Source organism: Actinobacillus porcitonsillarum, from assembly GCF_003101015.1.
In the GTDB taxonomy this organism is placed as follows: domain Bacteria; phylum Pseudomonadota; class Gammaproteobacteria; order Enterobacterales; family Pasteurellaceae; genus Haemophilus_A; species Haemophilus_A porcitonsillarum.
Genome location: NZ_CP029206.1, coordinates 926,671 through 941,492, shown reverse-complemented (window position 1 = coordinate 941,492; position 14,822 = coordinate 926,671). Strand labels below are relative to the sequence as shown.

At 41.4% G+C, this 14,822-nt stretch carries 11 protein-coding genes, 3 tRNA genes and 2 rRNA genes; all 16 read right to left on the bottom strand.

Translation table 11 applies throughout. The annotated features are described in order from the left end of the window. Window positions 1–21 precede the first annotated feature (21 nt). Complete coding sequence (mltF, locus tag DDU33_RS04725) at window positions 22–1,518, bottom strand: membrane-bound lytic murein transglycosylase MltF (protein WP_108923423.1); 1,497 nt, start codon at window positions 1,516–1,518, stop codon at window positions 22–24. A gap of 100 nt (window positions 1,519–1,618) precedes the next feature. Further along, entirely contained in the window at window positions 1,619–2,917 is a 1,299-nt protein-coding gene (locus DDU33_RS04720; RefSeq protein WP_108923422.1) for an NAD(P)/FAD-dependent oxidoreductase, read from the bottom strand. Window positions 2,918–3,020: 103 nt separating this feature from the next. Beyond that, window positions 3,021–3,097: transfer RNA gene (locus DDU33_RS04715), tRNA-Arg, on the bottom strand. Window positions 3,098–3,165: 68 nt separating this feature from the next. Continuing rightward, window positions 3,166–3,242 (bottom strand) — tRNA-Arg (locus DDU33_RS04710). Window positions 3,243–3,255: 13 nt separating this feature from the next. Continuing rightward, window positions 3,256–3,350, bottom strand: a tRNA-Ser gene (locus tag DDU33_RS04705). Between the two features lie 238 nt (window positions 3,351–3,588). Then, the gene (locus DDU33_RS04700) at window positions 3,589–4,896 is read right to left on the bottom strand and encodes an ammonium transporter (RefSeq protein ID WP_108923421.1); all 1,308 of its coding nucleotides are present in this window, start codon (window positions 4,894–4,896) and stop codon (window positions 3,589–3,591) included. Window positions 4,897–4,906: 10 nt separating this feature from the next. Next, window positions 4,907–5,245, bottom strand: a complete 339-nt coding sequence (locus DDU33_RS04695) for a P-II family nitrogen regulator (RefSeq protein WP_108923420.1) — start codon at window positions 5,243–5,245, stop codon at window positions 4,907–4,909. Between the two features lie 151 nt (window positions 5,246–5,396). Further along, window positions 5,397–7,337 (bottom strand): heme lyase CcmF/NrfE family subunit, encoded by a 1,941-nt coding sequence (locus DDU33_RS04690; RefSeq protein WP_108923419.1) that lies wholly within the window; start codon window positions 7,335–7,337, stop codon window positions 5,397–5,399. Further along, complete coding sequence (ccmE, locus tag DDU33_RS04685; protein WP_108923418.1) at window positions 7,334–7,876, bottom strand: cytochrome c maturation protein CcmE; 543 nt, start codon at window positions 7,874–7,876, stop codon at window positions 7,334–7,336. The genes DDU33_RS04690 and ccmE overlap by 4 nt, the downstream gene beginning before the upstream one ends. 153 nt (window positions 7,877–8,029) lie before the next feature. Then, window positions 8,030–8,242 (bottom strand): heme exporter protein CcmD, encoded by a 213-nt coding sequence (gene ccmD / locus DDU33_RS04680; RefSeq protein WP_108923417.1) that lies wholly within the window; start codon window positions 8,240–8,242, stop codon window positions 8,030–8,032. 9 nt (window positions 8,243–8,251) lie between these two features. After that, window positions 8,252–8,992 carry a heme ABC transporter permease gene (locus DDU33_RS04675; protein ID WP_005825217.1) on the bottom strand — a complete coding sequence of 247 codons (741 nt, stop codon included), beginning with the start codon at window positions 8,990–8,992 and terminating at the stop codon, window positions 8,252–8,254. 51 nt (window positions 8,993–9,043) lie between these two features. Further along, a complete protein-coding gene (ccmB, locus tag DDU33_RS04670; protein ID WP_108923416.1) occupies window positions 9,044–9,706 on the bottom strand; it encodes a heme exporter protein CcmB in 663 nt (220 codons plus the stop codon). After that, window positions 9,703–10,338 (bottom strand): cytochrome c biogenesis heme-transporting ATPase CcmA, encoded by a 636-nt coding sequence (gene ccmA, locus DDU33_RS04665; protein ID WP_108923415.1) that lies wholly within the window; start codon window positions 10,336–10,338, stop codon window positions 9,703–9,705. The genes ccmB and ccmA overlap by 4 nt, the downstream gene beginning before the upstream one ends. 128 nt (window positions 10,339–10,466) lie before the next feature. Then, window positions 10,467–11,177: a DnaA regulatory inactivator Hda gene (gene hda / locus DDU33_RS04660; protein ID WP_108923414.1), complete on the bottom strand. Its 711-nt coding sequence runs from the start codon at window positions 11,175–11,177 to the stop codon at window positions 10,467–10,469. Between the two features lie 172 nt (window positions 11,178–11,349). Beyond that, a 5S ribosomal RNA gene (gene rrf, locus DDU33_RS04655) occupies window positions 11,350–11,465 on the bottom strand. Between the two features lie 158 nt (window positions 11,466–11,623). Beyond that, window positions 11,624–14,518 (bottom strand): 23S ribosomal RNA (locus DDU33_RS04650). Window positions 14,519–14,822: the final 304 nt, after the last annotated feature.

Here is a 14,822-nt window from a genome sequence, read left to right as displayed (position 1 = left end):
ATATGCATAATTCTTCGGTTTTTATTCGTTGTTAGGCTTCTTCTCTGCTTCAGTCTCACTTTGCATTTCATTGATTGATTTCTCCGATATCATATTATTGTTGTTAATGTTTTCTTGTTGTGCTCTTTGTTCAGCTTGGATTTTTTGCTCTTCTACACGTTGATGATTGATAATACTGCTGTAATATTTACGGATATTTTCAACATAGTTATAGGCCTCAAACCCTCGAGCATAGCCATATTTCAACCCACTATAATGGCGTTTTTCTGCTAAAAGCGGTAGATTTTTCTTCACATCTAGCCAATTATCCGGATCGCCACCAAGCTGTTTAGTCAGCCGTCTAACATCAAGCAGATGCCCCATTCCCATATTATAGGCAGCTAATCCATACCAAATGCGATCTTCCTTCGGTATTGTTGTCGGAAGCTGTTCAATTAACATTTGTAAATATTCTGCACCACCTCGAATACTCTGCTCTGCATTTGTTCTATCCGCTACACGCATACGCTCTGCCGTGTCTCGAGTTAGCATCATCATTCCCCTTACCCCAGTAGGAGAAGTGGAGTTAGGATCCCAATGCGACTCTTGATAAGCAATTGCCGCTAACATTTGCCATTCTAACTCGCCTCTATATTTTTCAAACAGCGGTTGATATTTAGGCAAAATATTTTTGATAGCATTTAAATAACTCTGTATATCAACATAATCAAAACGACTTAAATGATTAAAATACTTTTCTTCGACACGAGACAATAGGCCTGTTTCATTCGCACTATCCATAAATTCTAGAACAGCTGCTTGCAACTCACTAAAAGAGCTGTTTGGTAAATACCAAATAACCGGCATTTCATCTGTTAAGTCAAACCCAACCGCAATATTCGGGCTAATATGCTGTGCAGCAGAAATATCAACCGAGACAGCTATCGTATAAGGTAACTTACCTTCCGCCACCTGTAATAGCAGTTCTTCTTGCGTATATTTATCGGTGGTTTTCCAAGTTAGCATTGGATTAACTTCTTTAAGCTGCTCTAAAATGGGTATCACAGCTGAACCTGATGGAACAAGCAACTCCCCCTGAAGATCACCCAATTTATAAGGTCTGGTATTTCCTTTTTTATAAACAACTTGCCAAGAGGCTGAATAATAACTCGCACCAATTTGAAATTGTTCTCCTCTCTCAGGCTGATACAACAAACCGGCGGCAGCAATATCAATTTGGTTTTCTTTTAATGCCTTAAATAACTGATCACTATTATCAAAAGATTCTACACTTAAGGAAACGCCTAAATAATCAGCAAAGGCTTTTGATAACTCATATTCAATCCCCGATGCGCCTTCCGCATTCACAAAATAAGATAAAGGGTGATTGATCATACCCACTTTCAACTGTTTTTGATGTTGAATGTGTGTATAACGATTTTCTTCAGCCTGCATCAATTTTTGCCATGGAAAAACCATATCCCATGCCCACAAAAGTAATGCTATCGCCCCAATGAAACGGAGTAATAATCCTTTCAAAATAACCTCATTATGTTCAAATGAATAGTTGTCAGTCTATCCGAAAGTCTCTAAATTTCAAAACAAAAAAGATGTAGGCAATTTACCTACATCTTTCTCATTAACGATATTTATCTAAAAAACGGTAATAAGGAATACCTATTTTTAATGCTACTCGCTTGACCCATTTTCCGCCATATAATTTAGGCACTTTCAGACTTTCAAAAATCGCCAAACGTTCGTCATTACCTTCAATAGCTTCACTAATAATACGGCCGGCTAGTCCGGTTAAAGCAACGCCGTGTCCCGAAAAACCTTGCGCAAAATACACATTGGGTTTTACTCGTCCAAAATGAGGTGTAGAGTTCATCGTCATATCAATTGGACCGGCCCAACCATACTCGATTTTCGTCTCTTCTAATTGAGGGAAAACCGCCAGCATTTCTGATCGCATTTTTGCCACCATATCCACATTGGTGCTTGAATCGCTCCCGAATAATAAGCGGTTATCAGCGGACAAGCGGTAATAATCTAGTAACAAGTTGTTATCGCAAACGGACATACCGTTATTGATTAAACTATCCGCCAGTTTTTGTTCTAGTGGTTCTGTCGCAATAATAAAACTCTCTACCGGTAAAATCGTTTTTTCAATTCCAAATGTTATCTTTTTCGATAAGTTATCGATATAAGCGTTTGTTGCTAAAACAACACTTTCACACTGAATGGTAAAATTTTCTGAAAAAACAACCGCTTGCGTATGACTTTTGACTTGAATATCGGTTGCAGGAGAGTGTTCATAAATTTGCACGCCAAGATCGGCACAAGCTTTCGCTAGCCCTAAACAATAGTTCAATGGGTGTAAATGCCCTGAATTACTGTCAAACAATCCGCCAACATAAATATCACTTCCTAAATGCTGCTTTAACTGATTTTTATCCCAAAGCTGCATTTTTTGATAACCAAAATGCTCTCGGCTGGCTTGCTCCATTGCAACCAGATCGTCCATTCGGCGCTCGTTTAATGCTAAGGTCGCATAGCCCTTCTTCCAATCGCACTGGATAGCATATTTTTGAATACGCTCGTCAATAATATCAATCGCTTCGAGCGACATATCCCAAAGTTTGCGTGCTTTTTCGAACCCAACTTGCTTAATGTATTCATCAATTCCCTCTTCAAAACCGTTGATCGCCTGTCCACCAGAACGCCCTGAAGCGCCAAAGCCAACTCTCGCCCCTTCAAGCACAATCACTTTTTTGCCCTTTTCAGCTAATTCTAATGCCGTAGAAAGCCCTAAAAAGCCAGCGCCAATCACACAAACATCAGCCGTTTGATTAGAAGAAATAGCAGGAAATTGGAGTTGCAGATTTCGAGAATCGAGATAATAAGAACGATAATGTTCTTGATAAGCAAATTTAAGCATAAATTGTCATCAACAAAGTAAAACCTGATCCGTAACCGGAATATGATTATTTTTATTTTGATGAATTACGAAAAAGATTTGAATTAAAGATAGAAAAGTAAAATGGCGCACCCGAGAGGATTCGAACCTCTGACCGCTCGGTTCGTAGCCGAGTACTCTATCCAGCTGAGCTACGGGTGCGTATTGAAAAGAAACTGTGTTATTTAATTTATCCGCAACCATTTAATGTTGATAGAAAAACAATTAAATGGCGCACCCGAGAGGATTCGAACCTCTGACCGCTCGGTTCGTAGCCGAGTACTCTATCCAGCTGAGCTACGGGTGCGTGATAAAGTAAATGGCGGTGAGAGAGGGATTCGAACCCTCGATGGAGCTTTTTAACCCCATACTCCCTTAGCAGGGGAGCGCCTTCAGCCTGCTCGGCCATCTCACCACTCACTGTGTCTGTGCGGCGTATATTACTAGAATAAAAAAATATGTCAAACGCTTTTTCTTAAAAACCTAAAAAAATCAGCCATTTGACTAGATTACAAGCAGAACGCCCAATTTTTACCTTTTTTAGACAGAAAGAATAACGATTTCATAGAGTTACTCTTTATTTGAGAAAATAATCACGGTTTGAGATAAACCGTGATTTGCAATTTCCAAATAAAAATCAACCGCTTACCAAGCTATTCTACACGTTCGCCGTGAACAGAAATATCTAAGCCTTGGCGTTCATCATCTCGTTCAACTCTGAGCCCGCCACACATTTTCTCAACAATTTTCAATAAAATAAAACTCACTGCACCACTATAAATGACGGTAATAGCCGCATCTTTCATTTGAATGAAAAGTTGATGAACAATAGTCGTTTCTCCGCCAAATACCGCATTATTAAAGAAAATACCTGTAAGCAAACCGCCAACAATGCCACCGAAACCGTGAATACCAAAAGCATCAAGCGAGTCGTCATAGCCTAATTTATGTTTCATTACCACCACAGAAAAATAGCACGACAGTGAAGTGATGATACCTATCGCCAAAGCACCTTGTGGATCAACAAAACCAGCAGCCGGCGTAATCCCAACCAATCCGGCTACCGCCCCTGAAGCGAGTCCAAGTGAGGATGCTTTATGTCCAGCGATTTTTTCACACAGTAGCCAAGTTAATGCCCCAACAGCGGCTGAAATTTGTGTAACCGCCATCGCCATTCCAGCCGAAGCATTAGCAGCAACTGCCGAGCCGGCATTAAACCCAAACCACCCAATCCAGAGCATCGCTGCCCCAATTAAGGTAAATGCCATATTATGCGGTGGCATCGCTTCTTTACCAAAGCCCACACGCTTGCCCACAACAATTGCCGCGACTAAACCTGCCACTCCAGCATTGATATGAACAACCGTACCGCCCGCATAATCTAACACGCCGCCTTCAGCCATAAATCCGCCACCCCACACCCAATGGCAGGTTGGCACATAAACTAATAAAAACCATAATCCTGAAAACCACATCATTGCAGAATATTTCATTCGCTCCGCAAAAGCACCTGAAATAATTGCTACTGAAATTACCGCAAAGGTCATTTGGAAAAACATAAATACCGTTTCAGGAATGGAAGAAGCATTAGGTGCAATGGTTGCGGTTTGATTAACGACATCAACCCCAATGCCATTTAGAAATAAGCGATCTAACCCACCTATAAAGGCATTCCCTTCCGTAAAAGCGAGTGAATAGCCAATCACAACCCACAATACACTAATGAGCGCTGTGACAGAAAAACTATGCATCATCGTGCTTAAAATATTTTTCTTCCGAACCATTCCACCATAAAAAAGCGCTAAGCCAGGTATTGTCATAAAAAGCACTAACACTGCAGAAATCATTACCCACGCCGTATCACCATCGTTAATCGCCGACATTGGTTGCCACCAATTTGTTTCGGCTAAAGTCAAAGAAGGGCTGAATAACATCACTAAACTCAAAAAGATCTTTTTCATTTTTAACTCCTTAAACAGCTTCTTCATCTCTTTCACCGGTACGGATCCGAATAACTTGTTCAATTGGAGCGACAAAAATCTTCCCATCCCCAACTTTTCCCGTATGAGAGGATTTCAAAATTGCTTCAATTACCTCTTCAACCATTTCATCGGTAACCACTAGCCCAATTTTTATCTTAGGTAGAAAATCAACCGCATATTCAGCCCCTCGATAACTTTCTGTATGGCCTAATTGCCGCCCAAAACCCTTTACTTCCGTAACGGTCATACCGCTAATTCCCACATTAGAAAGCGCTTCTCGCACATCATCTAATTTAAATGGTTTTATAATCGCAATGATCTGTTTCATAATTTACCCCTATTTTTATTTATCAAAATCATTAGTTTTAATTATTTATATCATCAAATTTATTGATGATCAACAATACTTTTTCTAATGGTTGAGAAATAAAAAAAGCGATTGAACTTAAAAATTCAACCGCTTGTAAGGAATTAAAAACTTATTTTTCTACTCTTAAACGATAACGTTTATCCATCATACAGAGTAATCCGCCTAGCGCCATTGCTAAGCCACCTAACCAAATCCATCGGATAAAAGGTTTATAATATAAACGCAATCCCCAAGAGCCATCATCTAAACGTTCGCCTAATGCAGCATATAAATCGCGAGTAAAGCCCCAATCAATTGCAGCTTCGGTCATTCCCATTTTACTGACATTGTAAAAACGCTTCTCTGCATTTAAGGTTGCTTCATATTGTCCTTGTTTGGTAATTTCAATTTCAGCCGTGCCACCTTGATAGTTTGCACCGTCTGTAATTTTGATACCTTTAAACGTGAAATGGTAATCCAAAATCTGAACCTGATCGCCTTCACGCATTCTAACATCTTTCTCAATACTGAAGTTTTGGCTCATCGCAATACCGAATACTGTCATTGCTACGCCTAAATGAGCTAATGTCATTCCCCAATGGGAACGAGAGAGCTTGAACATCCCCGTAAAAAATGGCTGGCGATGTGTTGCTCGTTGATGAATTTCATAACAACTGAGCAGCACAATAATTGCCGCCATCATCGTCCCCAATACAGAGGTTGCTGTAATACGATCGCCGATGAGATAAGGAAGGGCAAAACCTAACCCCGTCATAACGAATAACGAAATCAGAACAGGTTTACGAATTGCCGAGATTTGATCGCGACGCCATTTTACAAGCGGTCCAATTCCGAGTAAAAATGCAAAAGGCACCATTAAGATCACAAACATTTGGTCAAAGAAAGGTGCACCAATTGAGATTGTACCTAACCCAATTTGTTTGTGAATTAACGGTAAAATGGTCCCTAAAAATACCACCGATAAAAATGCCATCAACAAGATATTGTTGAGCAATAGCACTGTTTCTCGAGAGTAGCGTTCGTAATTATCTAGACTTTTGATTAAAGAGCCTTTAAAAGCATACAATAATAATGAGCCGCCAATTACCAATACTAAATAAGCTAAAATGTATAAGCCGCGAGTAGGGTCAGAAGCAAATGCGTGTACTGAAACTAAAATACCTGAACGTACTAAGAATGTGCCTAGCAAGCAAAGTGAGAAGGCTAAAATTGCTAATAATACTGTCCAAGCTTTAAAAGTACTGCGTTTTTCTGTTACGGCTAAAGAGTGAATTAATGCGGTTCCTGCAATCCACGGCATTAACGAGGCATTTTCAACCGGATCCCAAAACCACCAGCCTCCCCAGCCTAGTTCGTAGTATGCCCACCAAGAGCCTAGCACGATGCCTAATGTGAGGAATACCCATGCTGCCATTGTCCAAGGGCGAGACCATCTTGCCCAAGCGGTATCTAAACGCCCTGTCATCAATGAAGCGATTGCAAAAGCAAATGCCACAGAAAATCCTACATAGCCCATATACAATAGCGGTGGATGGAAAATCAATCCCACATCTTGCAACATCGGATTTAATTCTCGTCCATCCGCAGGGAAATCCGGGAATGTTCGGCTAAAGGGGTTAGAGCTAAACAGAATAAAGACAAGAAAGCCGATACTAATCAGCCCCATTACGCTTAATACCCTTGCCACCGCTTCTTCAGGCATTTTTTTCGTGAAAGAAGCCACACCGATAGCCCACAATGAGAGTAACCAAATCCAAAGCAAGAGAGAGCCTTCGTGCGATCCCCAAACTGCCGATAAGCGATACTGTAAAGGCAATGTTGAATTGGAATTATTCACAACATATTGAACGCTAAAATCATTTACCGCAAATAGGTAAAATAAAGCACCAAACGAGAGCGTTAATGCAAGGAACATTGCCCACGTAAGCGGTCGCCCTAATGCCATGAGTGTCGCATTGTTCTTTTCAGCTCCCCATAAAGGCAAAGTAGCTAAAAAGATTGAAATGCCTAACGCAAGTGCCAAGCCATAATTGCCTAATTCCGCAATCATTTATTCCCCCCTTCTAGGGTATTCAGTAATTTTTTTACCTCTTTATCACGGTTAGATTCGCCTTTTAACTCTTGCTCAGAAATGCCCATTTCACCGTGTTGTTGCTTCATTTTATCGCCTAACTCCGGTGGCATATAGTTTTCATCGTGTTTTGCCAACACTTCGGTAGCTTTTAAGCGTGTTGGTTCAATTAACACCCCTTGAGCAACAATACCTTGCCCTTCACGGAATAAATCTGGCAAAATGCCTTCATATTCCACCGTAATGGAAGGTCCGATATCATTCACGTCAAATTCAACTTTAAGGGTTTTATCATCACGTTTAACCGAGCCTTCGACTACCATACCACCGACTCGGATACGTTGTCCGACTTCTGGTTTTTGTGATGGATCGTCATTTTTGCCCTTTACGATTTCTGAAGGGGTATAAAATAAGTCAATGTTTTGACTTAATGCATAAAGTGTAAGCCCTGTTGCTACGGCAATACCCAATACTACAGAAAGCACTACTTTTAGTCGAGACTTACGTCTTGGATTCATCGTTACTCTCCTATCAAGTAAACTGAAAATACCTGTTATCAAACTATAAATTTGTGAAAGTTACAGCTCTTACAAAAAATTTTCGTAGGGGCTAATTATATTAGCCCCATTTTCCAATAGATTTTTAGGGCAAATGTAATTTGCCCCTACAAATTATTTCATATATTCAGAACGTTGGTTAAGTTGCTTTTCTCGGCTGAGTTCTTTCTTAATTTGTTGAAAAATTTGTTTTTGTTCACGTTGCGACTGCCAAATCAACCACGCCATAGCAACAAAAGAAACACCGTAAGATAACCACACATAAAAGCCATAATTGCCCATTGCTAAAAAGGCAGAGAAAGATTCAAATTGGAATTCTAATTGCATAATAGTTCCTTAAACGGTTGCTCTCACCAATTCTTTTACCCAAGGGCGTTTACGTTCATCTTGTAATAAAGCGATACGATAACGCCAAATACTAAACCAAGCCGTAAACACGAGGCTCCCCATAATCGCTAATAACAGCGGAATAAGCATTTCTGTTGCCATTGAAGGTTTATCTAATTTGGTAATTGTAGCCCCTTGGTGTAAGGTGTTCCACCATTCAACAGAGAAGTGAATAATAGGTAAATTGATCACACCAACAACTGCTAACACACCAGAAGCTTTTGCACCTGTTTGTTTATCCTGAAAGGCAGAATAAAGTGCCATAACACCGATATACAAAAAGAAAAGCACCAAAGCAGAGGTTAAACGTGCATCCCAGACCCACCAAGTACCCCACATTGGTTTTCCCCAAATTGCACCTGTTGCTAAAGAGATAAATGCAAAAACTAAACCTATTGGCGCCATTGAAATCATCGCTAGGTTAGCTTGTCTAATCTGCCAAACTAATGCAATAAGTGCGGATAATGCCATTGAACCATAAATCCCCATCGACCAAATTGCAGCAGGCACGTGGATAAAAATAATGCGATAGCTATCCCCCTGCTGATAATCTTTGGGAGCAAATGCCAATCCCCAAATGAATGCAGCAGCTAATAATAGAAAACTTAGCCAACCCAATGCTGGTTGAATTTTTCCCAGTAATCGATACTGTGTTTCTGGTTTTGCGTAAGGATGTAGAAACTTCCACATAACCCATTCTCCAAATAAGTAAAAAATAAAATAAAAATAACCGCTTGTAAGCTACTGCACACTAATGCGTAATGCACCTGCAATCGCAAATGGGGAAAATGTTAAGGTAATCGCTAAAATTGCCCCGATAATTGCAATTTGCCCACTATAATTCATATTTAATGTAGCAGCCTCAAGTACGGCTGCAGCAAAAATCAATACCGGCAAGAAAAGAGGTAAAATCAGCAAACTTAGTAATGTTCCACCTTTACGTAATCCAACCGTCAAAGCTACGCCTATTGCGCCTAAACAGCTTAAAATCGGTGTACCTAACAATAAGGTTAAAACCAACGCCCACCAAACGTGTGTCTCTAAAGAAAGCAATATAGCCGCAACGGGAGAAAGCAGAATAAGAGGTAGCCCTGTCAGCAACCAGTGTGCAATTACTTTTGCAAGAGCGACTTGGGGTAATCCGATAGGCAACAACATTAGTTGTTCTAAAGAGCCATCGGCATAATCATCACGAAATAGTCGCTCAAAAGAAAGCAAAGCAGATAGTAAGGCTGCAACCCAAGCAATACCAGGCGCAATTTTGCCAAGCAATTCCGGATTCGGCCCCATAAGTAAAGGAAATAATGTAATTACCATTAGAAAAAACCAAAGTGGGTTTAAAATTTCTGCCGGTTTACGAAAAGCTATCGTTATTTCTCTATGGATGATGTGCAATAAAATCATAGTTTAAATTGATCTAGTGAAATAGTTTTAACTTTTTGACTTTCGGTTGCCTGATGGCTGGTAAAAATAATCATACCACCTTGCTCACAATGCTTTTCAAACAAGTGAATGAGGTCTAAAACACCTTTCTTATCAATTGCCGTAAAAGGTTCATCTAAAATCCAAAGCTTTTGCTGTGTAAGCCATAATTTCGCTAAAGCAACTCGCCGTTGCTGCCCGGCTGATAGATGAGAGCAAGGTAAATCTTCTCGGCCAATCAATGAAACCCTTTCTAAAGCATCCCAAAGTAATTCATCGTTTAAAGGTAAGTTTTGCAACTTTTGATAAAAACGCAAATTCTCCCAGGGTGTTAATTCGGATTTTATTCCGGGGTAATGCCCTAAATAAAAAAGGATTTGATTATACTCTTCTCTACATTTTTGAATTTTTGTGCCGTTCCAAAGCACATCGCCTTCTACGGGTAATGATAACCCTGTTAAGATACGCAATAGACTGGTTTTGCCTATACCGTTATGTCCTTCTATTTGAACCAAATCACCTTCTTGTACCTTAAAAGAACAAGCTTCAAATAAACGCGTATCGCCCTTTTCACAAGCAATACGCTCAATAGAAAGTTGGTTAAATGAATTCATAAATTTATCGTAATGTAAGAAAGAGATAAAAGTTTACCATAACCCTATTCGTTATCGTATAAAAAGCATTACTCATTTAGGGGTATGTAGAGGTATTTATGTTAGAAATTTTGATAGGAATCAAACTGTTATAGCCCCAACACTTCTTTTACAAAGGGAACGGTAAGATTTCGCTGGGCTTGTAACGAAGCTCGATCTAAACGTTCTAGCTCCGTCAAAAGAACTTGCAAATCATTTCCTAAACGTTTCAACAAAAAGGCAGCAACTTCATCAGGCAAATCAATACCTTTTTGATATGCACTCGTTTTCAGAATTTTTTGCTTTTGTTCATCATTTAAGTGATTTAAATGGTACACCTCGCCCCAAATTAGGCGAGAGCGTAAATCTGGTAATTTAATTTTCAACTCGTGAGGGGGACAATCAGCACTAATCAGTAATAATGTTTTATGTCCATTGCTAAACAGGCTTTGCTGCTCCCGAATTTGATTAAATAAATCAAAAATAGCGACTTCCCATTCCTCATTTCCCGCAATAGCTTGAATATCATCTAAACAAATGACATCTAATTGAGCAGCATTATCTAATACCATCGGGGAAAAATAGTGAGACTTACTCAGAGGAATATAACTTGATGAGCGTTGATTTTGTAGATAATAATTGCTCACTGCTTTTAATAGATGACTTTTCCCGCAGCTTTTTCCTCCCCAAATGAAAAAAAATGGCTGATGTACATCTGAAAAATTTTGCTGCAAAGAATCCAACAATATTGGACTATTTTCTGCATAAAAGTTATCAAATGTTTCGTCATCAACTTGATAAATAGGAAGTAATAATTGCAAGGTGATCCTTAAAAACAAATAAAATAATTTTTTTAAGAATAACGGAATTTTTTATATTTGAGAAGGGAAATATAGAAAAAACTGAACACGAAAGCCCAAAAACAGCCTCAACACAGAATATAAAAAAGCAAAAACCCCAAGCCTATCTCTAAGCTCAGGGTTCCTTAATTCAATCCGGCGATGCCCTACTCTCACATGGGGAAGCCCCACACTACCATCGGCGTTACGGCATTTTACTTCTGAGTTCGGAATGGAGTCAGGTAGAACTACCGCACTATGGTCGCCAGAATATCCGGTCGATGATTGTTATCTCTTTTCTTTTGTTCTTTCTTTAATCTTAATTCGAAACAAGCTGTCTGAGTATCTTTATTCGTTTTTTGTTTAGTTCGTTTAAGCTTTTCGCTTATCAACTCTCTCACGTTCCTTCCAAAAACGCTTGAGGTTGTATAGTTAAGCCTCTCGGGCAATTAGTACACGTTAGCTCAATGTATCACTACACTTACACACCATGCCTATCTACGTCGTAGTCTCCAACAACCCTTACAGTCTTATAGACTGGGAGAACTCATCTCAAGGCAAGTTTCGTGCTTAGATGCTTTCAGCACTTATCTCTTCCGCATGTAGCTACCCGGCAATGCGTCTGGCGACACAACCGGAACACCAGGGATGCGTCCACTCCGGTCCTCTCGTACTAGGAGCAGCCCCTTTCAATTCTCCAACGCCCACGGCAGATAGGGACCGAACTGTCTCACGACGTTCTAAACCCAGCTCGCGTACCACTTTAAATGGCGAACAGCCATACCCTTGGGACCTACTTCAGCCCCAGGATGTGATGAGCCGACATCGAGGTGCCAAACACCGCCGTCGATATGAACTCTTGGGCGGTATCAGCCTGTTATCCCCGGAGTACCTTTTATCCGTTGAGCGATGGCCCTTCCATTCAGAACCACCGGATCACTATGACCTGCTTTCGCACCTGCTCGACTTGTCTGTCTCGCAGTTAAGCTTGCTTCTACCATTGCACTAACCTCACGATGTCCGACCGTGATTAGCAAACCTTCGTGCTCCTCCGTTACTCTTTGGGAGGAGACCGCCCCAGTCAAACTACCCACCAGACACTGTCCGAACACCCGATTAGGGCGCCTCGTTAGAACATCAAACGTTAAAGGGTGGTATTTCAAGGACGCCTCCACAATCACTGGCGTGACTGCTTCTAAGGCTCCCACCTATCCTACACATCAAAATTCAATGTTCAGTGTCAAGCTATAGTAAAGGTTCACGGGGTCTTTCCGTCTAGCCGCGGGTACACCGCATCTTCACGGCGATTTCAATTTCACTGAGTCTCGGGTGGAGACAGCCTGGCCATCATTATGCCATTCGTGCAGGTCGGAACTTACCCGACAAGGAATTTCGCTACCTTAGGACCGTTATAGTTACGGCCGCCGTTTACTGGGGCTTCGATCAGGAGCTTCTCTTTCGATAACACCATCAATTAACCTTCCAGCACCGGGCAGGCATCACACCCTATACGTCCACTTTCGTGTTTGCAGAGTGCTGTGTTTTTAATAAACAGTTGCAGCCAGCTGGTATCTTCGACCGGTTCAACCTTCATCCGCGAGGGATTACAATCTACGCCGGCGCACCTTCTCCCGAAGTTACGGTGCTATTTTGCCTAGTTCCTTCACCCGAGTTCTCTCAAGCGCCTGAGTATTCTCTACCTGACCACCTGTGTCGGTTTTCAGTACGGTTTAGATAAACCTGAAGCTTAGTGGCTTTTCCTGGAAGCGTGGTATCAGTTACTTCATCTCCGTAGAGACTCGTCATCACTTCTCGGTGTTAAGGAAGTCCGGATTTGCCTAAACTTCCCACCTACCGGCTTAAACAGACATCCAACAGTCTGCTAACCTAACCTTCTCCGTCCCCACATCGCAGTTTATCCAAGTACGGGAATATTAACCCGTTTCCCATCGACTACGCTTTTCAGCCTCGCCTTAGGGGCCGACTCACCCTGCCCCGATTAACGTTGGACAGGAACCCTTGGTCTTCCGGCGAACGAGTTTTTCACTCGTTTTATCGTTACTTATGTCAGCATTCGCACTTCTGATACGTCCAGCAAACCTCTCGATTCACCTTCATCCGCTTACAGAACGCTCCCCTACCCAACAGTCTTTCGACTGATGCCGCAGCTTCGGTGCTATATTTTAGCCCCGTTACATCTTCCGCGCAGGCCGACTCGACTAGTGAGCTATTACGCTTTCTTTAAATGGTGGCTGCTTCTAAGCCAACATCCTAGCTGTCTAAGCCTTCCCACTTCGTTTCCCACTTAATATAGACTTTGGGACCTTAGCTGGCGGTCTGGGTTGTTTCCCTCTCCACGATGGACGTTAGCACCCACCGTGTGTCTCCTGAGTATCACTCTTCGGTATTCGCAGTTTGCATCGGGTTGGTAATCCGGGATGGACCCCTAGCCGAAACAGTGCTCTACCCCCGAAGGTGTCCGCTCAAGGCTCTACCTAAATAGATTTCGGGGAGAACCAGCTATCTCCCGGTTTGATTGGCCTTTCACCCCCAGCCACAAGTCATCCGCTAATTTTTCAACATTAGTCGGTTCGGTCCTCCAATTAGTGTTACCCAATCTTCAACCTGCCCATGGCTAGATCACCGGGTTTCGGGTCTATACCTTGCAACTCAACGCCCAGTTAAGACTCGGTTTCCCTTCGGCTCCCTTATTCAGTTAACCTCGCTACAAAATATAAGTCGCTGACCCATTATACAAAAGGTACGCAGTCACCCTTTTGGGCTCCCACTGCTTGTACGTACACGGTTTCAGGTTCTATTTCACTCCCCTCACTGGGGTTCTTTTCGCCTTTCCTTCACAGTACTGGTTCACTATCGGTCAATCAGGAGTATTTAGCCTTGGAGGATGGTCCCCCCATCTTCAAACAGGATTTCTCGTGTCCCGCCCTACTTGTCGTCAGCTTAGTACCACAATAATGTTTTCGAGTACGGGGCTATCACCCTTTATTGCTGAGCTTCCCAACTCATTCCTCTAACAAAACTGCTATTACTGACAGGCTCTTCCACTTTCGCTCGCCACTACTCACGGAATCTCGGTTGATTTCTTTTCCTCGGGGTACTTAGATGTTTCAGTTCTCCCGGTTTGCCTCACTTGCCTATGTATTCAACAAGTGATAGTAGATTCTTCATCTACTGGGTTTCCCCATTCGGACATCTTGGATTAAACGCCTCTTATCGACTCATCCAAGCTTATCGCAGATTAGCACGTCCTTCATCGCCTCTGATTGCCAAGGCATCCACCGTGTACGCTTAGTCACTTAACCATACAACCTCAAACATTTTACTTTCTTTATCTTAAAGAAAGATAAGACATTCGAGACTGATATTAACTACTAAACACTTAACTGCTTTTGTTCAGTTAAGATTTTTTACTACTCAGACTTTTCTTATTTATCAGCAGAATCATTTGCTTATTCATCGCTGACTTGAAAAATCTCTCAGTTTTTCAGCTTGTTTCCAATTTTTTAAAGAACAAAAAGACAATTTCCTTTCGGATAATCATCATATTTAAATGAATAAACGGTCAATTCTTGCTTTCACTTTGCATGCTATCTTTGCCTATTCGCT

Excerpts from the sequence above, each read along its gene's own strand:
- DDU33_RS04690 (WP_108923419.1), bottom strand. The coding sequence starts at position 7,337 with ATGATTGCGGAATTAGGCAATTATGGCTTGGCACTTGCGTTAGGCATT.
- DDU33_RS04700 (WP_108923421.1), bottom strand. The coding sequence starts at position 4,896 with ATGAAAAAGATCTTTTTGAGTTTAGTGATGTTATTCAGCCCTTCTTTG.
- ccmD (WP_108923417.1), bottom strand. The coding sequence starts at position 8,242 with ATGCAATTAGAATTCCAATTTGAATCTTTCTCTGCCTTTTTAGCAATG.
- ccmE (WP_108923418.1), bottom strand. The coding sequence starts at position 7,876 with ATGAATCCAAGACGTAAGTCTCGACTAAAAGTAGTGCTTTCTGTAGTA.
- DDU33_RS04695 (WP_108923420.1), bottom strand. The coding sequence starts at position 5,245 with ATGAAACAGATCATTGCGATTATAAAACCATTTAAATTAGATGATGTG.
- ccmA (WP_108923415.1), bottom strand. The coding sequence starts at position 10,338 with ATGAATTCATTTAACCAACTTTCTATTGAGCGTATTGCTTGTGAAAAG.
- DDU33_RS04675 (WP_005825217.1), bottom strand. The coding sequence starts at position 8,992 with ATGTGGAAGTTTCTACATCCTTACGCAAAACCAGAAACACAGTATCGA.
- DDU33_RS04720 (WP_108923422.1), bottom strand. The coding sequence starts at position 2,917 with ATGCTTAAATTTGCTTATCAAGAACATTATCGTTCTTATTATCTCGAT.
- ccmB (WP_108923416.1), bottom strand. The coding sequence starts at position 9,706 with ATGATTTTATTGCACATCATCCATAGAGAAATAACGATAGCTTTTCGT.